At 67.9% G+C, this 19,742-nt stretch carries 23 protein-coding genes; 15 read left to right on the top strand and 8 right to left on the bottom strand.

Annotated elements, in window-relative coordinates; translation table 11 throughout:
• Positions 1-20 precede the first annotated feature (20 nt).
• Positions 21-746, bottom strand: coding sequence for a hypothetical protein (locus ACFOSH_RS14900; protein WP_378239454.1), 726 nt, complete (start codon positions 744-746; stop codon positions 21-23).
• Positions 747-1,043: 297 nt separating this feature from the next.
• Here ACFOSH_RS14900 and ACFOSH_RS14895 point away from each other — a divergent pair, with 297 nt between their 5' ends.
• The 10 genes from ACFOSH_RS14895 (at position 1,044) to ACFOSH_RS14850 (ending at position 8,699) form a co-directional block, all read left to right on the top strand.
• On the top strand, positions 1,044-1,535 hold the full coding sequence (locus ACFOSH_RS14895; protein ID WP_005165253.1) for a CarD family transcriptional regulator: 492 nt from the start codon (positions 1,044-1,046) through the stop codon (positions 1,533-1,535).
• Positions 1,536-1,594: 59 nt separating this feature from the next.
• Complete coding sequence (locus ACFOSH_RS14890) at positions 1,595-2,278, top strand: IspD/TarI family cytidylyltransferase (protein ID WP_378239453.1); 684 nt, start codon at positions 1,595-1,597, stop codon at positions 2,276-2,278.
• Positions 2,275-2,745, top strand: coding sequence for a 2-C-methyl-D-erythritol 2,4-cyclodiphosphate synthase (ispF, locus tag ACFOSH_RS14885; protein ID WP_005165257.1), 471 nt, complete (start codon positions 2,275-2,277; stop codon positions 2,743-2,745). The genes ACFOSH_RS14890 and ispF overlap by 4 nt, the downstream gene beginning before the upstream one ends.
• Positions 2,746-2,773: 28 nt before the next feature.
• Complete coding sequence (locus ACFOSH_RS14880) at positions 2,774-3,169, top strand: PPOX class F420-dependent oxidoreductase (protein WP_378239452.1); 396 nt, start codon at positions 2,774-2,776, stop codon at positions 3,167-3,169.
• Positions 3,170-3,182: 13 nt separating this feature from the next.
• Positions 3,183-3,578, top strand: coding sequence for a PPOX class F420-dependent oxidoreductase (locus tag ACFOSH_RS14875; protein WP_378239451.1), 396 nt, complete (start codon positions 3,183-3,185; stop codon positions 3,576-3,578).
• Between the two features lie 107 nt (positions 3,579-3,685).
• Entirely contained in the window at positions 3,686-4,372 is a 687-nt protein-coding gene (locus tag ACFOSH_RS14870; protein ID WP_378239450.1) for an HAD family hydrolase, read from the top strand.
• A 46-nt stretch (positions 4,373-4,418) separates the two neighbouring features.
• A complete protein-coding gene (gene cysS, locus ACFOSH_RS14865; RefSeq protein WP_378239449.1) occupies positions 4,419-5,810 on the top strand; it encodes a cysteine--tRNA ligase in 1,392 nt (463 codons plus the stop codon).
• Positions 5,811-5,847: 37 nt separating this feature from the next.
• Positions 5,848-6,804, top strand: coding sequence for a 23S rRNA (guanosine(2251)-2'-O)-methyltransferase RlmB (gene rlmB / locus ACFOSH_RS14860; RefSeq protein WP_378239448.1), 957 nt, complete (start codon positions 5,848-5,850; stop codon positions 6,802-6,804).
• 100 nt (positions 6,805-6,904) lie between these two features.
• Positions 6,905-8,338, top strand: a complete 1,434-nt coding sequence (locus tag ACFOSH_RS14855) for an MBOAT family O-acyltransferase (RefSeq protein ID WP_378239447.1) — start codon at positions 6,905-6,907, stop codon at positions 8,336-8,338.
• A gap of 10 nt (positions 8,339-8,348) precedes the next feature.
• On the top strand, positions 8,349-8,699 hold the full coding sequence (locus tag ACFOSH_RS14850) for a hypothetical protein (protein ID WP_378239446.1): 351 nt from the start codon (positions 8,349-8,351) through the stop codon (positions 8,697-8,699).
• Between the two features lie 206 nt (positions 8,700-8,905).
• Here the strand turns inward: ACFOSH_RS14850 and ACFOSH_RS14845 are convergent, their stop codons facing one another.
• Entirely contained in the window at positions 8,906-9,625 is a 720-nt protein-coding gene (locus ACFOSH_RS14845; RefSeq protein ID WP_378239445.1) for an alpha/beta fold hydrolase, read from the bottom strand.
• A gap of 86 nt (positions 9,626-9,711) precedes the next feature.
• Here ACFOSH_RS14845 and ACFOSH_RS14840 point away from each other — a divergent pair, with 86 nt between their 5' ends.
• From ACFOSH_RS14840 to ACFOSH_RS14820, 5 genes are all read left to right on the top strand, one after another.
• On the top strand, positions 9,712-10,272 hold the full coding sequence (locus tag ACFOSH_RS14840; protein WP_378239444.1) for a TetR/AcrR family transcriptional regulator: 561 nt from the start codon (positions 9,712-9,714) through the stop codon (positions 10,270-10,272).
• On the top strand, positions 10,269-10,874 hold the full coding sequence (locus ACFOSH_RS14835) for a transglutaminase-like domain-containing protein (RefSeq protein WP_378239442.1): 606 nt from the start codon (positions 10,269-10,271) through the stop codon (positions 10,872-10,874). The genes ACFOSH_RS14840 and ACFOSH_RS14835 overlap by 4 nt, the downstream gene beginning before the upstream one ends.
• A 149-nt stretch (positions 10,875-11,023) precedes the next feature.
• A complete protein-coding gene (locus ACFOSH_RS14830; RefSeq protein WP_378239441.1) occupies positions 11,024-12,070 on the top strand; it encodes a hypothetical protein in 1,047 nt (348 codons plus the stop codon).
• A 40-nt stretch (positions 12,071-12,110) separates the two neighbouring features.
• Entirely contained in the window at positions 12,111-12,749 is a 639-nt protein-coding gene (locus ACFOSH_RS14825) for a hypothetical protein (protein ID WP_378239440.1), read from the top strand.
• 66 nt (positions 12,750-12,815) lie between these two features.
• Positions 12,816-13,508 (top strand): HD domain-containing protein, encoded by a 693-nt coding sequence (locus ACFOSH_RS14820; RefSeq protein WP_378239439.1) that lies wholly within the window; start codon positions 12,816-12,818, stop codon positions 13,506-13,508.
• Here the strand turns inward: ACFOSH_RS14820 and ACFOSH_RS14815 are convergent.
• The 6 genes from ACFOSH_RS14815 to ACFOSH_RS14790 all read right to left on the bottom strand — a co-directional run bounded on the left by ACFOSH_RS14815 (position 13,505) and on the right by ACFOSH_RS14790 (position 19,685).
• Positions 13,505-14,167, bottom strand: a complete 663-nt coding sequence (locus ACFOSH_RS14815) for a class II aldolase/adducin family protein (protein WP_378239542.1) — start codon at positions 14,165-14,167, stop codon at positions 13,505-13,507. The genes ACFOSH_RS14820 and ACFOSH_RS14815 overlap by 4 nt on opposite strands.
• Positions 14,168-14,169: 2 nt before the next feature.
• A complete protein-coding gene (locus ACFOSH_RS14810) occupies positions 14,170-15,618 on the bottom strand; it encodes an FGGY family carbohydrate kinase (protein ID WP_378239438.1) in 1,449 nt (482 codons plus the stop codon).
• Positions 15,615-16,649, bottom strand: a complete 1,035-nt coding sequence (locus tag ACFOSH_RS14805; RefSeq protein ID WP_378239437.1) for a 2-hydroxyacid dehydrogenase — start codon at positions 16,647-16,649, stop codon at positions 15,615-15,617. Before ACFOSH_RS14805 ends, ACFOSH_RS14810 begins: the two co-directional genes overlap by 4 nt.
• 202 nt (positions 16,650-16,851) lie before the next feature.
• Positions 16,852-17,316 carry a ribose-5-phosphate isomerase gene (locus tag ACFOSH_RS14800; protein WP_378239435.1) on the bottom strand — a complete coding sequence of 155 codons (465 nt, stop codon included), beginning with the start codon at positions 17,314-17,316 and terminating at the stop codon, positions 16,852-16,854.
• The gene (locus tag ACFOSH_RS14795; protein ID WP_378239434.1) at positions 17,317-19,002 is read right to left on the bottom strand and encodes a dihydroxyacetone kinase family protein; all 1,686 of its coding nucleotides are present in this window, start codon (positions 19,000-19,002) and stop codon (positions 17,317-17,319) included.
• Complete coding sequence (locus ACFOSH_RS14790) at positions 18,999-19,685, bottom strand: HAD family hydrolase (protein ID WP_378239433.1); 687 nt, start codon at positions 19,683-19,685, stop codon at positions 18,999-19,001. Before ACFOSH_RS14790 ends, ACFOSH_RS14795 begins: the two co-directional genes overlap by 4 nt.
• Positions 19,686-19,742: the final 57 nt, after the last annotated feature.

Below are 19,742 nucleotides of genomic sequence, written 5' to 3'. Positions count from 1 at the left end.
CAGCGACGGACCCGAGGAGCTTAGTGCCCGCCGCCCTTGGCTTCCTTCTTCGGCGCCGGTTCCCGGCTGCCCGGGTGCGACGGCGCCGAGACCGGCAGGTCCAGCGTGATCGAACCGGAGTTCTTGAAGACGAAGGTGACCTTGATCGTCTGGCCCGCCCACACCGGCTGCTTCAGACCCTGCAGCACGATCGTGGCCTTGCCCACCTCGCCCGGCGCGGCGGACGACTCGGGGCCCGCGGACGGCGTGACCGTCCCGGCGACGCTCGACGACGGGGCGCCGGACGCACTGCTCGACGGGGTGCCTGAGGAAGACGGGGCACCCGAAGACGCGGGAGCGGAGGAGGGGGCGCTCGTCGGAGCGACCTCCTTGGTCGACTCGACCGCGTCGGACGGCCCGATCACGAGCGCGTGGCCCGCGACGACGGCCTTGGCGCCGTCGATCTTGGCGTCACCGGTGGCGGCTTCGGAGGAGACCGAGACGAGCTCGTCGTCCTGCTTGCCCTGGTTCACGATGGTCAGCGTCAGCGGCACGGCGGCACCGGCCGGGTACGCCTGGCCCTCGGTGGGGAACTGGAGCGCGGCGTTCCGCAGCACCAGCTCCTTCGCCTGCGCGTACGTCCCGTTGACCGCGGGCTGCTGCGAGTCGGTCTGGGTGATCTGACCAGCACCGCAGCCGGCGAGCACGAGTGCGGCGCCGAGCGCCAGCACGCCTGCGCCGAACACGCGACGATTCTGCAGCCTCACGTCGGAGTCCTTCCATCTCACGGCCTCTTCACCGCGAAGACTAGCCGGGCGGCTTCGCGGGCGGAGAACCCGGTGCGTGTTGACACGCCACCAATGCGGTGACGTGCCCAAGATCAACCGTCCACAAAGGATTTGGAAATCGTTCGCTTCTCACCTGCATGAGCACGGGCGAATTGGGTTTGTCAACCCCCGGGCGGACCACCGTCAGGCCGCTGACCTGCGACGACGATCGCAGGCCGCTAGGTGGGCCTCGTCGGCACGTGCTAAGATGAATTCAGCGAAAGGGGCAGAGGACACATGGTTTTCAAGGTCGGAGAGACCGTCGTCTACCCGCACCACGGTGCCGCACTCATCGAAGCCATCGAGACCCGCGTGATCAAGGGCGAGGAGAAGAAGTACCTCGTCCTCAAAGTCGCGCAAGGGGATCTTACGGTTCGCGTGCCCGCTGACAACGCCGAGATCGTCGGTGTTCGTGATGTCGTCGGGCAAGAAGGACTGGACAAGGTTTTCGACGTTCTGCGTGCTCCGCACACCGAAGAGCCCACCAACTGGTCTCGTCGGTACAAGGCCAACCTCGAGAAGCTCGCCTCCGGCGATGTGAACAAGGTGGCCGAAGTGGTGCGCGACCTCTGGCGACGAGAGAAGGACCGCGGACTTTCAGCCGGCGAGAAACGCATGCTGGCGAAGGCGCGGCAAATTCTGGTCAGCGAGCTCGCGCTCGCGGAGGGCACCGACGAGGACAAGGCTGAAGTCCTCCTCGACGAAGTTCTGGAAACCGCGGCAGTCTGAACCGGCGGATGTCCCACGCCAGGTGAGGCTGCGCGGGATACCACTACGATCGCGCACATATGAGCACCGTCCATATGAGCACAGTCGTGTTCGTCACTGTCGTTCGACACCATGCCTCCGACGCGGAGCTCGCTCTCGCGCCGGTCAATGGTGAGGCTCTACTCACGCACACTGTGCGGGGGCTGCTCGCTCTGCCGGATCTCGATCTGGTGGTCGTGGCGGCCCCCGAGCGGTGTGCTCATTTGTTTTCAGCGGCCCTCAGTAGCATCGGCAAGCACAGCAGCCTCGATAGGCACAGTAGCTTCGATAAGCGTTGCCGGATAGTACCCGGGCCGTCGCTCAAGCACGCTTTCGACACCGTCGCAAAAGAAATCGCCGAGAATCCCGTCATTCTCGTGCACGACGCTTTGCGCGCTTTCACTCCCGCGGACACTGTCCGTGCCGTCGCGAACGCTGTCCGTGCGGGTTCTCCCTTCGTGGTTCCCGTACTTCCGATGGCAGACACCGTGAAGGTGACCAATGCGGCGAAGGTGATTACGGGTACCGAAGACCGCGCATACCTGCGTACGGCGCAAACCCCACTCGGCTTCACTCGTGAGACTTTTCTCTCGTATGCCGATAAGCCGTCTCTCGATGGCGCGCACACCATCGCCGGGCATCCCGATGCGATGCGCGTCACCACTTCGTTCGAACAGAAGCTCGCGGAAGCCATCGCGGTGGCAGGAAAAGAGGATGTGCTTTGAGGATCGGCAACGGTGTCGACGTCCATCCGATCGAGGCAGGCCGCGAATGCTGGATCGCCGGTCTCCTCTGGCCCGGTGTCGACGGCTGCGCGGGGCATTCCGACGGCGACGTCGCGGCGCACGCGTTGTGCGACGCGCTGCTGTCCGCGGCCGGGCTCGGTGATCTCGGCGCGGTGTTCGGCACCGGCGATCCGCGGTGGGCGGGCAAGCACGGCGTCGAGTTCCTCGCCGAGGCGCGGCGCCTGGTCGAGGCGGGCGGCTGGACCGTCGGGAACGCGACAGTCCAGATCGTGGGTAACGCGCCGCGCGTCGGGAAGCGCCGCGAAGAGGCTCAGAAGGTGCTGAGCGAGGCCGTCGGCGGGCCGGTGAGCGTCTCCGGGACGACGACCGACGGGCTCGGCCTGACCGGACGCGGCGAGGGCATCGCGGCGTTCGCGACGGCACTGCTGCTGCCTTCGCAGGAATAGCCCGCGCCGGGAGCCGGTTCGGGCTGTCATGGCAGTCACACTTCCCGAACCGGTTCGCGAACTGGTGGACGGCAAGAACTTCGCGACCGTGGCCACGCTGGACGCCGACGGCGGCCCGCAGACCTCGGTCATCTGGGTGGGCCTCGACGAAGGCGATCTGGTCTTCAGCGCCACCGAAGACAGGCTGAAGGTGCGAAACCTGCGTCGCGACCCTCGCGCGAGCGTGTCGATCACCGACGCGGAGAACCCGTACCGACACACGCAGCTGCGCGGGACGGTCACGATCACCCCGGATCCCGGGAAGACGTTGCCGAAGACGCTCAGCCACAAGTACCTCGGCCAGGACCCGCCGCCGGAGGGCCCGGAAGTCGAACGGGTGATCATCCGCCTGCGGGTCGAGCGGATCGCCGGGAACGTTCGTTGATTAGGCTTCCGTCATGGGTGTGACTTTCAACGACGCGACCAAGAAACTCCTCGACGGCAACAACTTCCCGGTCCTCGCGACCCTCAACGCCGACGGCTCCGCGCAGACGTCCGTGCTGTGGGCGAAGCGGGACGGTGACACGCTGATCTTCGCGACCGTCCGCGGCCGTCTCAAGGAGCGGAACATGGCCAGGGACCCGCGGGTGTCCGTCTCGGTCTTCGACCAGGCCAACCCGTACGACTACGTCGAGATCCGCGGGACCGTGGAGATGACCGACGAGGGCGGCCGCGAGCTGATCAACGAGCTCTCGCACAAGTACCTCGGCAAGGACTACCCGGACGAGCCGGCGGAGACCGTCCGCGTACTGGTCCGGGTCACGCCCACCAAGATCACCGGCAACGCGGCCTGACACGCGCCATGAAAGGTCCTTTCCTTGCGAATTTCGCAAGGAAAGGACCTTTCATCTCACACGCGAGGAGAGGCAAGGACCCCACGATCGTGGCTAATGTGGACCCCGTGACCTTTCGCGCTGTGTTGTTCGACTTCTCCGGCACGATCTTCCGGCTCGAGCAGGACGAGACCTGGCTCGCCGACCTCACCGACCACGAGGGCGAGAGCCTCGACGTCGAGGCCCAGACCGAGCTGATGCGCCGGATGACCGCGCCGGTCGGCCAGGTCGTCGATCTCGACGAGGAGCACCTGCACGCCTGGCACAACCGCGACCGCGACCCGGTGCTTCACCGCAAGGTCTACCTCGAGGTCCTCAAGCAGTCCGGGGTCCCGCACGCCGACCAGGCCGTCGCGCTCTACACCCGGCTGATCGATCCCACCCAATGGACGCCGTACCCGGATACCGAAGCCGTCCTCAAGGGCGTCGCCGGCAAAGGCGTGAAGCTCGGGGTGCTGAGCAACATCGCCTTCGACATCCGGCCCGCCTTCAGCCGCCGCGGCTGGGACGCCTTCGTCGACGAGTTCATCCTGTCCTTCGAGGTCGGAGCGGTGAAGCCGGAGCCGGAGATCTTCCGCACGGCGATCGAGCGGCTCGGCGTCGACCCGGCGGAGACGCTCATGGTCGGCGACAGCGAGGAGGCCGACGGCGCCGCACGCGCGGTCGGCTGCGCGTTCGCGCTGGTAGAGCCGTTGCCGACGACGGACCGTCCGGATGCCCTCCTCGGCGTCCTGCGCACCCATAACGTGCTGTAATACGGTCACTGCGACATCCCTCACGCCCACCCCGTACCCTTTCGGGGTGGCACTACACCTCTATGACACCGCGACCCGGGGCGTGCGGGAATTCCATCCCGCCCGTAGCGGAACGGCGTCCATGTACGTGTGTGGTGCCACCGTGCAGGGCATCCCGCATATCGGCCACGTCCGCGGCGCGCTGAACTACGACGTCCTGCGTCGCTGGCTCGTCCACAGTGGACTCGACGTGCTGATGGTCCGCAACGTCACCGACATCGACGACAAGATCCTCGCCAAGGCGGCCGCGGCCGATCGTCCCTGGTGGGAGTGGGCGGCCACGCACGAGCGCGCTTTCGAGACGGCGTACGAATCGCTGGGTTGCTTGCCGCCTTCGATCGCCCCTCGGGCGACAGGGCACGTGACGCAGATGGTCGAGCTGATGCAGCGGCTGATCGACGGCGGGCACGCCTACGCCTCGGGCGGCGACGTGTACTTCTCGGTCAAGGCGTTCGACGGCTACGGCGATCTCTCCGGGCAGAAGCTCGACGAGGTCCAGCAGGGCGAGAGCCTCGGCGAGGGGAAGCGCGACCCGCGCGACTTCACGCTGTGGAAGGCCGCGAAGCCGGGCGAGCCGTCATGGCCGACGCCGTGGGGCTCCGGTCGTCCCGGCTGGCACCTCGAATGCTCGGCGATGGCGACGGCGTACCTCGGCGCGGAGTTCGACATCCACGGCGGCGGCGTCGACCTGGTCTTCCCGCACCACGAGAACGAGCGCGCCCAGTCGAACGCCGCGGGCGACGGGTTCGCGCGGTTCTGGCTGCACAACGCGTGGGTGACCATGTCCGGCGAGAAGATGTCGAAGTCGCTGGGCAACACGGTCTCCATCCCGGAGATGATCAAGAACTACCGGGCGCCCGAACTGCGGTACTACCTGGTCCAGCCGCACTACCGGTCGACGATCGAGTACTCCGACGGAGCACTCGGTGAAGCCGCACAGGGCTACCGGAGGATCGAGCAGTTCCTTCGCCGCACCGCGGGCATCGTCGGCGTCGTCCACCTCGGCGAAGTCCCGAAGGAGTTCGCTGCCGCGCTCGACGACGACCTGGCCACTCCGCAGGCGTTCGCAGTGCTGCACAACACGGTCCGCGACGGTAACGCCGCCCTCGACGCGGCCGACAATTCCAAGGCACTCGAAATCGCCGCCTCCGTGCGCGCGATGACCGACGTGCTCGGCCTCGACCCGCTCTCCGCGCGCTGGTCCGAGGCGGGCGGCAACGAAACGCCCACCCGGCAGGCGCTGACCGACCTCGTGGAAGGGCTGCTCACCGAACGGCAGCAGGCCCGCGCCGAGAAGGACTTCGCCCGTGCGGACGCCGCGCGTGACCGCCTCCAGCAGGCGGGCATCGTGGTGGAAGACACTCCGAACGGTCCACAGTGGACCGTCAAGGACGTCTGACACTTACTCGCTTTTTCTAGCTCAAGGATTCTCACTCATGGCAGGCAACTCCCGGCGCCAGGGCGCTATTCGCAAGCCCGGCACGAAGAAGGGCCAGGTCGTCGGTTCCGGCGGCCAGCGCCGGAAGGGCCTCGAAGGCAAGGGCCCGACCCCCAAGGCCGAGGACCGGCCCGGGCACAAGGCGTACCGCATCTCGAACGCGCGTGACCGCAAGGAACAGGCCCGGCAGAAGAAGGCCGACAAGCCGGAGTTGATCGCCGGGCGCAACCCTGTGGTCGAGGCGCTGCGCGCCGACGTCCCGGCCACCGCGCTGTACGTCGCGATCAACATCGAGATCGACGACCGCGTCAACGAGGCCGTCCGGCTCGCGGGCGACAAGGGCATCTCGATCCTGGAGGTCCCGCGCGAAGAGCTCGACCGCAAGACCAACCGGGCCATGCACCAGGGCCTGGGCCTGCAGGTCCCGCCGTTCGTGTACGCCGACCCGCGCGATCTGATGGCGGTGGCGAAGGACTCGAGCCAGACCCCGCTGTTCGTCGCGCTCGACGGCGTCACCGACCCCCGCAACCTCGGCGCGGTGATCCGCTCGGCCGCCGCGTTCGGCGCGCAGGGTGTCCTCCTGCCGGAGCGGCGCAGCGCGGGCATGACCGCGGTCGCGTGGCGGACCTCCGCCGGCACCGCCGCCAAGCTGCCGATCGCCGTCGCGACCAACCTGACCCGTCAGCTGAAGGCGTGGAAGGACGACGGCCTGATGGTCGTCGGCCTCGACGCGGACGGCTCGGTCGACATCGACGAACTGGACCTCGCGGCGGATCCGCTGGTCATCGTGCTCGGCTCCGAGGGCCGCGGTCTCTCCCGCCTCGTGCGCGAGACCTGCGACGCGACCGTGTCGATCCCGATGTCCGCCGGTGTCGAGTCGCTCAACGCGTCGGTCGCGGCCGGGGTGCTGCTGGCCGAGGTGGCGCGCCGCCGCCGTATCGCGGGACGTGTCTGACCCCGCACTTCGTCACACGTAGTTCGTCGACACCGGGCGGGGCGCTCAGGCTAAGGTCACCAGCGGATAACGCGTAGCCGCTCTGGGGGACCCCGCACCGATGTCGTTCATTTCGCCACTGTTCCTGTGGTACTTCATGCCGGCGGTACTGCTCGCCGTGCTGCTGTGCCCGCGCAGCTGGCGCAACGGCATCGTCGCCGCGGGCAGCCTGATCTTCTACGCCACCGGTGCCGGCCCGTACACGCTGGTGCTCATCGGCTGCATGGTGGTCAACTTCCTGGCCGGGCCCGCGCTGGAGCCGAACGCGTGGGACCTGCAGAACAAGCGGCGCAAGCGGCTGCTGCTCGGGGTCATCGGCCTCAACGTCGGCATGCTGCTGATCTGGAAGTACGCGGGGTTCGCGACGCAGCAGATCGCGGCCGTGACGCACTGGTTCGGCGGCGGTTTCCCGGTGGCCGACCTGGTCATCCCGATCGGCATCTCGTTCTACACGTTCCACCACATCTCGTATGTGGTGGACATCTACCGCGGTGAACGCCGCGCGCTGCGCAACCCGGTGTCGTTCGCCGCGTACATCGCGATGTTCCCGCAGCTGGTGGCCGGGCCGATCGTGCGGTACCGCGAGATCGCCGACCAGCTGCCGCAGCAGCGGTCGCACCGCCTCGACGACATCGCCGCCGGTTTCCCGCGCTTCGCGCTCGGGCTGTGCAAGAAGACGATCATCGCGGACTCACTCAGCCCGATGGTGGACGCCTGCTTCAACACGCCACCGGACCAGATGACCTTCGCGATCGCCTGGCTCGGCGCGATCGGGTACACGCTCCAGCTGTTCTTCGACTTCTCCGGGTACTCCGACATGGCGATCGGCCTCGGCCGCATGCTCGGCTTCCGGCTCCCGGAGAACTTCGCGAGGCCGTACTCGTCGGTGACCATCACCGAGTTCTGGCGGCGCTGGCACATGTCGCTGTCGCGCTGGTTCCGCGACTACGTCTACATCCCGCTGGGCGGCAACCGCACCGGCGCCGGGCACACGTACCGGAACCTGTGCATCGTGTTCGTGCTGACCGGGTTCTGGCACGGCGCGCAGTGGACGTTCCTGATCTGGGGCATCTACCACGGCGCGCTGCTGATCGTGGAACGCGCTTTCGGCTACGACGTCACTCCGAAGACGCAGGCCGCCCGCATCGGCCGCCGCGCGCTGACGCTCGTGCTCGTGGTCTTCGGCTGGGTGTTCTTCCGGGCCAAGGACCTGCCGCACGCGCTCGGCATGATCGGGCACATGGTGCTGCCGGACTTCACCGGCCTCACCGACGTCGTCGAAAGCGCGGTGACCAACCAGCGGCTGATCATCCTGCTGTGCGCGCTGGCGATCATCTTCCTGCCCGCGCATCCGGTGACCGGGCCGCTGCTGGAGTCTTCGCGCAGCCGCCCGGCGACGGCGCTGCGGATCGGCGTGATGACCGTCGGGCTGGTGTACGCGGCCATCCTGATCGCGACCGGCACGTTCAGCCCGTTCCTCTACTACCAGTTCTGAGGGAGCCCGAATGACCGATCTGGCCAGCCGCCCCGGGGTGATCCCCTACGTCGACAACCACGACGGCCAGCGCCGGTTGCTCACCATCGACATCCCTCCCAGCAGCGGCAACGCGGTGCGTTTCTACGCGCCTTTCGCGAGCATCGACGGCAGGCAGTACGTGGTGTCCTGGGGCTCGGTCACGTTCGAGATCCCCGCCGATCGGAACGTGCATGTCAGCGTGCACCTGCTGACCAACTACGGCTCCGGGGTGACCTCGACCCCGTTCGCGTCGATCGTCCTGGCCCCGCATCCCGGGCCGGTCCGGCTGTTCGCCAACTTCAACAACAACGCCGAAGGCGCGCTCCTGCCGGTCGGCTAGCTTGGGCGATTCCCCCGCCGTCGGCAGGCTGACCGACCTGACGCGTCCGCGTCGGCTGAAGTTCTTGTCGGACCTGGATCTACTCGCGAAGCGGTCCCCTTTCTCCACGCGCACGTCTGGCCGCGCTACGACTGGGAACCGGCGGACGTCGTCGGGCGGCCGGTCTGGCTCTATCCGGTCGAAAACCGGACTGCCTCGCTGGGCCCTCAGCACGACCCGCTGCGTTCGGAACTGACGGCGGAGATCGACAGGCTGCGGGCCGCGTCGAGCACCAGCTGAGCGAATTCCTTCCCGCGCGCCATCGGCAGGTAGTGCCCGGCGTTCGGGACGTTGACCAGCCTGCCGTCGGCGCAGGCGTCGAGAAAGCGGCGTTCGTGGCGACGGAAGTGGTCGCGTGCGCCGTTGATCAGCCAGGTGGGGCCCGGATAGGTCGCGAGTTCCGCGAGCACGTCGAAGCGGGCGAAGGCCTCGGCGACGTCCGGGATCACCTCGGTCGCGATGCCGCCGCCGATCACGGCCTCGGCGAGCTTCGGCGGGAGGGCGCTCCGGAACTGCCGCCGGCTGGGCCCTTCTCCTCGGTCCGGGAGCCGCATGAGGAGGCGGTGCGCGAGACGGAACGGCGTCTCCAGCGTCTTGCCGGGCAGGTAGGTCGAGTCCGCGACGACCAGCCCGGCCACGCTTTCCGGATGCCGCGCGGCCGCGGCCATCGCGACGTACCCGCCGAGAGAGTGCCCGACGACCAGGGCGGGCTCGTCGAGAGCCCCGGCGACAGCGTCGACCGCGCCGTCCAGGGTGAACCGCTCGCCCCGGCGAGTGCCGTGGCCCGGAAGATCGACCGCTTTCGCGGGATGACCCAGCAGTTCGAGTTGCTCGGACCAGGCGGCACCGCTGAGCCGGATGCCGTGGACGAAGACGATGGGGACCATGGAAACCTCCTGAATGCAACGCACCGTTGCGTTGCAAAGTACCCGCGCTTTGGGCACAACGCAACGGTGCGTTGTATTCTCTGGTCGTGAGCACGCAGAACGGTCCGCGCAAGGCCGAGGCGATCTTCGCCGCCACCCTCGAACTGCTGGCCGAGAACGGCTACGACAAGCTCGCCATCGAGGCCGTCGCAGCCCGGTCCGGCGTCAACAAGACGACGCTGTACCGGTGGTGGCCGTCGAAGGACGCGCTCCTGGCGGCGACGCTGCGCGACTCGGGATTGTTCGCCCTCGACGTCCCGGACACCGGCAGCCTGCGCGGCGACCTTCTCGCCGTGGCGACACAGATCCTCCGGCTGCTGACCTCGGAGCACACCTCACCCGCCGTCGTCGCGACGCTCACCGCCGGTCCGCGACGTCCGGAGCTCGGCGAGGTCGCGCGGAGCTTCTTCGCGGACCGAATGACGCGCGAAGAGCCGATCTTCGAGCGCGCGACCGCGCGGGGCGAACTGCGCGCCGGCGTCGACCCGGTCCTGGTGATGGATCTGCTCGCGGGGGCGATCTGGTTCCGATTGTTGCTGCGGGGCGGCGAAGCCGGTCCGCAGTTCCTCGAAGAGGCCGTCGACACCGTGCTGGCCGGTGCCGCGTGAAGATCCCGCTGAAGATCGAATCCGACCGGCTCGAAGATTATCTCGTCGCCGACGCGGTCATCGATCACGATCACCCGCTGATCCGCGAAACGGCTGACAGACTGTCACCGACCGGCGGCACCGAAGTCGACGTGATTCGTTCGATGTTTCACTTCGTGCGCGACGAGATCGCCCATACGGTGGACGCCGCCGATTCCCGGGTCACCCTTATGGCCTCCGAGGTTCTGCGCGAGAAGGTCGGTCTTTGCTACGCGAAGGCCCATCTGCTGGCCGCATTGTTGCGCGGCCAAGGCATCCCCGCCGGGTTCTGCTATCAGCGGATCGGCGTTCTGCACGGGCTCAACGGCGTGTATGTCGCCGGTCTGGACCGGTGGATCCGGCTCGACCCGAGGGGCAACAAAAACGGCGCGGACGCCCACTTTCCTTTCTTACGACAGAGTTCGCCGGAAGACGAGCGCCTCGCCTGGACCTTGGACCCCGCCAAAGGGGAGATCGACTTTCCCACGGTGTACGCCACACCGTCTTCGGCCGTTGTCGAAACACTGTCGTCCGCGAAGCCCGGCCCCGCGTGGTACGAAGGAATCCTTCCACACGCTCCGTGAGTGGTTTTTCCGTGTTCCGGCGAAACCTCGGACGCGAAAGCGGTATCGCCTAGCGTCACACTCGCTGTTGGTACCTTTCCCCCGAATTTCTTATTTCGACATTGTCACGATGCGCGTAGAGTAACTCCCCGCACTCGAACAGATACGCAGTGCGTTCGTCCGTTCGAGTGCGGATCAAGGAGGTGACCCCCGTGCCTGCGGAAGCCGACCGGCTCCGCCGTACCCCACTGCAAGAGATCTTCTGGACCAGGACGAGCCTGCTGCTCACCGTACTGGTCGTCGTCGCGGGCCTCAGCCTGTGGATCTCCAGCAAGATGGATCCCGGCGCCGGTAAGACGCTGCTCACTTCACTGGGTACCGGCACCCTGATCTCCGCGGTGGTCGGCTTCGGCCAGACCCTGATCACAGCCACCGCGTCACAGCGCGCGATGGTGACCCCGGTGATCGAGGAAAGCCGCCGCGCGCTGGAAGCGCTCAGCGCCGAATACCGTTCGCTCAACAAGGAATTCTTCCCCACCCACGTCTTCGAGGCGACCACCGATCCGGATCCGTTGTTCAACCGGATCATGACCGAAGACCTCGACGTGACCCGGCACTACTTCTTCCGCGGGTTCTCCGCCAGGCACGCAGCGGCCCGATTGTTGTTGTCCCGCACCGAAAGGGAGCTTCGCGTGGTCATCGCCGACCCGCGTGACGAGGGCGCCATCAGCGGCAGGGCGCGCTATCTCCTTCGCAGCGAAGAAGCGGGAATGGACTACGAGACGATCCAGCGCCGACTCGACGATGAGATCAGCATCGGCCTGGTCGGGCTGTTCCTGGCGCGCGGCCGGTGCTCACTGGTGGACATCACCGTCGTCGCCGACCCGCCGCTGGACCGGCTCGAAGTGTTCGACGAGAGCGTTTGGGTGACCTTGTACAGCGATATCCGCGGCGCGACCACGCTGTATCCGCGAACTCTGCGGTTCAGTGAAGGTTCCTTTCTGTACAACAAGGAACGCTCCGAGTTCCTCCGCGTTTCCCAATCCCGCTCCGGACGGAACTTCCGTATCTCCACCACGACGACAAGGGCGGATTTCCTCGCCCTGTACGAAAAGATCACCGGCTCTCCCCTGTCCGAAAAGAACTTCCTCGAACTGGAAGGGAAATTCTACGCCTTCCGGAAGGAGTTCACCAAACTCGCCGAGTTGAACCCCTGACCTCTCGGCGTCGCAGAGCACTAGATTTGAGGAGCTGAAGTTGCTCACTCGCTTGTCCCCCCTCACCCGGCTCTCCGCGCTGCTCCGGACCACGGACCTGCCGCTGGCGCAGCACTGGCAGATCGTCGACGAGATCTTCCGCGACTGGACGTCAAGACCCGACCTGCGCGACGATCTCCGGCGGCATCTGGATTCCCTGAGCCCGGACGAGGCGAGCGCGGTACTCGAGCGATCCCGCGAGACCACCACCCATTTCGCCTGGTGCCTGCTCGATTCCCCGACGGACCCTTTTTCGGTCTGGTTGCACGAGTACAAGGCACCGAAGGACTGGCGTGAAGGCTACGCCGATTCCGTCCACAACCACAGATATCACTTCTGCACCACGCTCCTCCGTGGCAACTACGTCCACGAGCGGTATTCGACCCTGCGCGACCAGCTCTCCGGATTGATCACATCGGTTCGGTTACGACGTAGCACGCTGTGTCAGGCGGGCTCGGTAGGCGTCATGTACGCGGACGAGTTCCATCGGATTCCCGAAGCCACCGAAGGGACTATGACGTTTTTGGTGAAATCACGCCCAGTAAGCGAGTTCAGTCTTTCCTATGACCCGAAGACCGGAATAGGGCACCGTCACGTTCCGGTGGAGGTCCGATTGGGGGACCTCGCCGGGCGCATCTAACTACACACCGCCGTCGAAGACGCATACCATTACTCCACCCGTCTGTAAACGGGAACGGAGAGGTGTATGCGCGCGCGAAAGAGCACGATTCCTTCCCAGACCATCGACGCCGTCGAGCATCGCGTCCGGCAACTGTGCTGGCGTTATGCGGACAAACTGCAGTTCCACGGCTGGCATCACGTGAGTTTCGTCCGGGCCAAGGCCGCGGGGTTCGCCGACCACAACGGTGCGGATCGCACTGTCGTCGAGGTGGCGGCACTGGTGCACGACGTGAATTACATCGTGCTCCGGAACTCCCCCGCGGCTGCCGGGCGAGACCTCCGGATGGGCATCCTGCGGGAATGCGGTGTCGAGGACACCGTCGCCCGGTGGATCGACGAACTCATCGACGAGGCCGAAATGGCCACCAGAGGCCGGCACATCTCGCTCGAGGCCCAGGCGCTGAGCGACGCCGACACGCTGTTCAAGGCGCTGCCGGTGACGCCGGTCGTGCTCGCCCACCGCTACCTGCGGGAGAACGGGCTGAGCCTCCGCGAACTGGCGCACAAGATCGTCGGCGAGCAACGCGACGTCCACGACAGCGGCTACTACTTCTACAACCCCAAGGCCGCGGAGAACTACTCACGGTGGGCGTTGGCGAATCTTCAGTTGTGGCAGTGCATCAAGGAAGCCGTCGACGATCCGACGGTCGTCGAGCTTCTCGACGCCGTGCACGCCGTGGACGCAACGGACTTCGAGGCCGAACCCGCCGCCTCCTAGGCCGGGTTCTGGCGCTGACCGTAGCCGCGGAGTTTTTCCACGACGTGCTCGATCTCGGCAGGCGGGAGCAGGTTCGGTGTTCCCGCCGCCCGTGCCGTCAGCCAGACCTGGCAGACCCATTCGAGCTGCTGCGCCCGGCTGTACGCGGAGCCGAGGCTGTCGCCGAAGGTGGTGGTGCCGTGGTTGGCCAGCAGGCAGCCTCGGCGCCCTTCCAGGGCCTCCAGCATGGCTTTGGCGAGTTCCTCGGTGCCGTACGTCGCGTAGGGCGCGACGCGGGCTGTCGGGCCGATCGCGGCGAGCATGTAGTGGATCGAGGGCACCTCGGTGACGAGGGTGGAGACGGCCGTGGCGTGCACGGAATGCGTGTGCACCACGGCGGAGACCGCCTTGCCGTCCGGATCCGCCGCCTGCCGGTACACCGTGAGATGCATCGGGAGTTCGCTGGTGGGTTTGAGGGAGCCGTCGACGATCTCGCCGTCGAGGCCGACCACCGGCACGTCCTCCGGCCGCAGTCCGGCGTAGTCGACCCCCGTCGGAGTCACCGCGACCAGCTCGCCTTGCCTCGCGGAGACGTTGCCGGACGTGCCGACCACGAGTCCGTCGCTGGTCATCCGGCGGGCGTACTCGCAGACCGCCGCACGTTCTTCGGCCAGGATCACCGTCACAACCTCCACAGTCCGCGGGCTGCGGCCAGCGAGTCCTGGTAATCGGCGTAGCCCTGCTCGTAGAACCCTACGTTCTCGGGGCGGACCTCGACGACGCGTGCGCTTTCCGCCCAAAGTTCCCTGTCGACCGGCTCGCCGAGGGCGTCCGAGGCGACGATCACCGCGCCTCGCGCACCCACCCCGGGATCGCCGGGGATCACGATGGGCCGCCCGAGAACGTCGGCGAAGACGCGTGTCCACTCAAGTGAGCGGACCCCACCGCCGCAGGCGTACAACGTGCCTGTCAGCCCTGCCGCGTCGAAGCAGTGCTTTGCCGCGTATGCGATCGATTCACACAGCGCACGGACGATGTCACCGCGCTCGCTTTCCAGGCTCAGCCCGGAGAACTGCGCCCTCGCCGAAGCGTCGACGAACGGCGCTCGCTCACCGGACGCGGAGAGGAACGGCAGCGCGCGGACGCCACCCGCGCCGGGCCTGCTCGCGTCGAGCAGCGGGCCGATCTCCTCGACCGCGATTCCGAACAGGCGGCACACCCAGTCGATTCCCGCGGTGCCGACCATCGCCGGCATCGCCCGGAGGAACTCGCCTTCTTCCGGGGTGCAGAGGAACATCCCCGCGGGCTCGCCGTCCGGATCGAACAGCGCCGAGTCCGTCAGGACCTGGCAGGCGAGGGTGGTACCGGCGGTGAGGATGCCATCACCCGCCCGTCGCACTCCGGCGCCGATGGCACTCGCGGGCAGGTCGAACGGCCCCGCTGTGACCGGCAGCCCGACGGGAAGCCCGAGCAGCCCGGCGCCGCGCTCGTCCAAGCGGAACACCGTCTTCGGCGCCGCCGGCTCCACGAACAGGCTCCGGCGGTGGGAGAGGCCGACGGCCGCGATGGCGTCTTCGTCGTAATGCCGGGTGGCCGGGTTGAGGAAGGGCAGCGAGGCATCCGACGCATCGACGGTGATCTCACCGGTCAGCCGTTGGAGCACCGCGTCGACGCAGTAACCCGCCACCGCCGCCCTGTCGAGCGACCCCGGTTCATGAGTGTCCAAAAAGGACATGATCGCCGCGGCGCAGCCAGGGAACATTCCCGACGCGGTTCGGCGGAACACCTCCCTGGTCACTCCGGCGGACTGCCATTCGGCCAGCAACGAATTCGCCCGCCCGTCCAGCCAGGAGATCGCGGGCCGCACGGCTTCACCGGATTCGTCGCGCAGCCACAGTCCGTCGCCCTGACCGGTGAGCGCCAGCGCGGTGACCGGGCCGTCGAGTCCGGCGGCGACCTCGCGCACCACTGTCGCCACCGTGCCGAGCACTTGGTCGAGGTCTTGCTCGACCAGCCCGCCCGGCAGGTGGTGCACCTCGGACGTGGTGCACGCGCTCGCCACCGACATCCCGGCCTTGTCGAAGACGACCGCCTTGGTCAGTGACGTGCCGATGTCGACGCCGATGATCATGGCCGCAGAACCTCGGGATTCGCCAGGTTCGCGAGTGCTTCCCCGCGGGCGTACCGGCCGACTTCGGCGGCGACGATGCTCGCCGCCCGCTCGGCCGTCTGCCTGCTGGCACCGGCGAGGTGCGGAGTGGCGATCACGTTCGGCGCGCCCCGCAGTGCCCAGTCCGCGGGCGGTGGCTCGACGTCGTACACGTCGAGCGCGAGCGCGCCGAGCCGTCCCGAGCGCAGGGCTTCCGGGAGCGGCGAGTAGTCCAGGAGGCCACCGCGCGCGGTGTTGACCAGTACGGCGCCCGCCGGCAGCAGCGCGAGTTTGGTGGCGTCGATCAGATGGCGGGTCTCCTCGGTGAGCCGGGCGTGCAGGCTCACCACGAAACTGCGGCGCAGCAGATCGTCCAGCTCGACGAGCTCCGCGCCGTCGGCGCCGATCCGGGCCGGGTCGGCGAACGGGTCCGAGACCAGCACCTTCGCGCCGAAGGCGACGAGGACCTTGGCCACCCGCGCGCCGATCGCGCCGTATCCGACCAGGCCGACGGTGGTCCCGTCGAGTTCGAGACCTGTCTGGTCGTAGGCGTAGTAGTCGCCGCGCCAGGTCCCGCCCAGCAGTTCGGCCGACGACGTCGAGATCCGGCGCATCGCGGCCAGGATCATCCCGACCGCGAACTCGGCGGCGGCCCCGGCGTTGCGGCCGGGTGCATACGTCACCGCGACACCTGCCTCGGTGGCCGCGGCGAGGTCGACGTTGACCGGGCCTCCCCGGCACACCGACACGAGCTTGAGGCCCGGCGCGGCGGCGAACACCTGTTTGGTGAAAGGTGCCATCTGGGTCACCGCGACCTCGGCTCCCGCCAATGCCTCGATCACCTGTTCCTCGGTGCCACTGGCCTCGTGCACGTTCGCTACCGGGCCGAACGGTTCCACCGGCCACGGCAGGGTCAGTTCCGAGAACTCGTGCCCGGCGCCGATCTCGGTACGGACGGCCTCGGCCAGCAGGCCGGTGCCGACGAAATGGTCTCCCGCAGCGAGTATCCGCAACTCTGCGTCCTCTCTCCGTGCCCGCATCGGGCGGTTTCAATGTCTGTTGGCGGAGCTGAGATGTATCCGGAAAAATGACCGTACGTGTGAACCCGCCCCGGCCAAAGGCCCCGCTATCGCGGTGGCAGGGCGCCCTGTCCGCCGAACCTGACGTGCCCTGTCGGACAGCGCCCTGCCGACATCGATCGCGGTCGCGGATTCATCAAAAGGCACTCTGAGCTTGCTCGTATTCGGTGATGTGTGCGACCTTGCTCGCGCTGGCCGAGGCCGGGTCGAAGCGGTATCCGACCCATTCGCCGACGATCTTCTTCGCCAGTTCCGGGCCGATCGCCCGCGCGCCGAAGGTGATCACCTGGCAGTCGTTCGATTTCACCGAACGCTCGGCCGAGTACGAATCGTGCGCGACCGTGGCCCGGACACCGGGAACCTTGTTCGCCGAGATGGCCATGCCGATCCCGGTCCCGCAGACCAGTACGCCGCGATCCGCCTCGCCCCGCGCGATCGTCTCCGCCGCCGCGAGTCCGAGCAACGGGTACGCCTTGTCGTCCGAGCCGTCGGCCACGCCGAGGTCGGTGACCTCGTCCACCCTGTCGTCGGCGAGGAGCAGGTCACGCAGCTGGTCCTTGAGTGCCACCCCGGCGTTGTCCGCCGCCACCACGATCCGCATTCAGTCTTCCTTTCCCAGAACCTGGCCGACCGCGGTGACGAGCAGCGCGAACGAGGTGGCCCCGGGATCGGGGTGGCCCTTGCTCCGCTCCGCCAACCGCGCCGCCCGCCCCTTGGCGGGCAGCAGGTCCGCCGTGGCCTCGGCCGCGCTCACCGCGACCTGGGCCGCTTTCTGCCAGGCCTGCGGGACGTCGGCGCCCGCAGCGGCCTGTTCGCGCAACGCCAGCCGGAACGGCTCGATGGCGTCGAGCATGGTCTTCTCACCGGGTTCGGCCTTGCCCAGTTCGACGAAGGCCGTCACCGCACCGTCCACGGCGTCCGCGAGGACGTCCGTGCTGACCTCGTCTCCGGACCGGCCCTGCAGTCCGGCACCGGTTTCGGCCAGCAAGACCCCATACAGGGCTCCGGACGCTCCGCCCGCCGCATCGGCGAACGCCGTTCCCGCCGCCAGGAGCGCGCTGGACGGCGAAGCTTCGTCGCGCCTCGCGGCGGCCACCGCGGCCCGCATTCCCCTGGTCATGCCCAGCCCGTGGTCACCGTCGGCAGCGACCGCGTCCAGCCTGCCGAGCTCGGCTTCGTTGGCCTCGACGTCACGCAGGGCCGCCGTCAACGCGCGGTCCACGATGCCCTGCCCCTGCTCGCTCTCAGTCAGCAGTGAGTCCACTGTGGACTCCAACGGGACCTGCGCCAGCGCGGCACCGGTGCTCCGGTAGCCCGGGGTGTCACAGGGTGCCGCGTAGAGCTCGGCGAGTTCGTCGTCGAGTACCAGGATCGACAGCGAAACACCAGCCATGTCGAGAGACGTGACGAACTCGCCGACCTCGGTGTGCATCGGGCTGAGCCCCGCCGCGGCGAGCCGCTCGTGCACCCGGGTGTAGGTCGCGAACATCTCTTCGTATTTGGTGCGGCCCAATCCGTTCAGCAGGACCACCACGCGCCCGTCGCCGGCAGGCAGTTCCGGGAGGAGGCCGTCGACCAGTTCGTCGGCCAGTTCCCGGGCGCTCAGCCTGCCGACCGTGCGCACACCGGGCTCGCCGTGGATGCCGAGCCCCAGTTCCATCTCATTCTCGCCGACGGTGAACAGCGGTTCGGAGGCGCCGGGCAGCGTGCACCCGCCGAACGCCACCCCGAAGGTCCGGGTGTTCGCGTTCGCCTTCTCCGCCACGGCGTGCACGGCGGCGAGGTCTTCACCGCGTTCGGCGGCGGCGCCCGCGATCTTGAAGACCAGGAAGTCGCCCGCGACGCCGCGACGCCGTTCCGGCGCGTCGGCGGGACCGCTGGCGATGTCGTCGGTGACCAGGATCGTGCGGCTTTCGACGCCCTCGGCCGCCAGCCTGCGGGCGGCGAGCCCGAAGTGCAGCACATCGCCTTGGTAGTTGCCGTAGCCGAAGAGCACTCCGGCACCGCTCTCCGCGGCGCGCGCCGTGCGGTAGACCTGCTCGGCGCTCGGGCTGGTGAACACATCGCCCACCACCGCGCCGTCGGCGAGACCGGGACCGACCAGCCCGGCGAACGCGGGATAGTGCCCGCAGCCGCCGCCGATCACCACCGCGACCTTGCGCTCGGCTTCTTCCCGGCGCAGCACGCCATAGGCGCCCGGGACCTTGCGCACCGAACGCCCGTAGGCGGTGACGAACCCGTCCAGCCAGTCGCGTTTGAACGTCTCCGCGGCACCCAGGATTGTCATCGCCCGCTCGCCTCCGCGAATTCACCGGAGAGGTAGGCGAGCAGCTTGCGGCGCACGTCGTCGTTGTTCTCCGCGACCGCGGCGGCCAGGTCGAGCGCGTCCGGCTTCGGCGGGTACACCGGGTTCGGCAACGCGATCACGGTGAGCCCGGCCGCGGCGGCGGCACGGATACCGTTGCCGGAGTCTTCGACGCCCAGGCATTCTTCGCCGGAGCGGCCGAGTCTGGCGGCGGCTTCGAGGTAGACATCCGGGCTCGGCTTGCCCCTGGCGACCTCGGCACTGGAGACGGTCGCGGTGAACTCGCCGGTGAGCCCGTGTTTGTCGAGGACCGCGTCGATCACACGGCGGGCGGCCGACGACGCCAGCGCGACCGGCACCTTCGCGCTCACCTCGCGGACCATTTCGCCGGCGCCCGGCAGCAAGGGCGCCTCTCCCGCTTCGATCGCGGCGATCATGCCGTCCACCACGGCCCGCTCGACGTCGACCGCGCTTTCCGGCGTGCCGGACCGCTTCGCCAGGTAGCCGGCCCATTCGGGCGCGCTCATCCCCTGCACGGACGCGGTGTCCTCAGCGGTCCATTCGGTCCTGTGCCGGGCGGCGTACGCCACCCAATTCTCTTCCCAGAGGTGTTCACTGTCGACGAGGACACCGTCCAGGTCGAACACCACCGCGGCGAGTGCCATCCGGCGTCTCCTTTCACATCGATGCTGTTAAGTTAACATCGATGATGTGATCTGAGC

Source organism: Amycolatopsis speibonae (genome assembly GCF_042647925.1).
Taxonomy (GTDB): Bacteria; Actinomycetota; Actinomycetes; order Mycobacteriales; family Pseudonocardiaceae; genus Amycolatopsis; species Amycolatopsis speibonae.
The sequence above is the reverse complement of the archived record's forward strand: the minus strand, read 5'-3'. Positions and strand labels throughout refer to the sequence as shown.

Bases quoted from the DNA above. Each gene is read 5' to 3' on its own strand.
- ACFOSH_RS14895 (WP_005165253.1), top strand. From the start codon at position 1,044: ATGGTTTTCAAGGTCGGAGAGACCGTCGTCTACCCGCACCACGGTGCC.
- ACFOSH_RS14890 (WP_378239453.1), top strand. From the start codon at position 1,595: ATGAGCACCGTCCATATGAGCACAGTCGTGTTCGTCACTGTCGTTCGA.
- ACFOSH_RS14880 (WP_378239452.1), top strand. From the start codon at position 2,774: ATGGCAGTCACACTTCCCGAACCGGTTCGCGAACTGGTGGACGGCAAG.
- ACFOSH_RS14875 (WP_378239451.1), top strand. From the start codon at position 3,183: ATGGGTGTGACTTTCAACGACGCGACCAAGAAACTCCTCGACGGCAAC.
- rlmB (WP_378239448.1), top strand. From the start codon at position 5,848: ATGGCAGGCAACTCCCGGCGCCAGGGCGCTATTCGCAAGCCCGGCACG.
- ACFOSH_RS14855 (WP_378239447.1), top strand. From the start codon at position 6,905: ATGTCGTTCATTTCGCCACTGTTCCTGTGGTACTTCATGCCGGCGGTA.
- ACFOSH_RS14850 (WP_378239446.1), top strand. From the start codon at position 8,349: ATGACCGATCTGGCCAGCCGCCCCGGGGTGATCCCCTACGTCGACAAC.
- ACFOSH_RS14845 (WP_378239445.1), bottom strand. From the start codon at position 9,625: ATGGTCCCCATCGTCTTCGTCCACGGCATCCGGCTCAGCGGTGCCGCC.
- ACFOSH_RS14820 (WP_378239439.1), top strand. From the start codon at position 12,816: ATGCGCGCGCGAAAGAGCACGATTCCTTCCCAGACCATCGACGCCGTC.
- ACFOSH_RS14810 (WP_378239438.1), bottom strand. From the start codon at position 15,618: ATGATCATCGGCGTCGACATCGGCACGTCACTGACCAAGGCGGTCGTC.
- ACFOSH_RS14800 (WP_378239435.1), bottom strand. From the start codon at position 17,316: ATGCGGATCGTGGTGGCGGCGGACAACGCCGGGGTGGCACTCAAGGAC.
- ACFOSH_RS14795 (WP_378239434.1), bottom strand. From the start codon at position 19,002: ATGACAATCCTGGGTGCCGCGGAGACGTTCAAACGCGACTGGCTGGAC.
- ACFOSH_RS14790 (WP_378239433.1), bottom strand. From the start codon at position 19,685: ATGGCACTCGCCGCGGTGGTGTTCGACCTGGACGGTGTCCTCGTCGAC.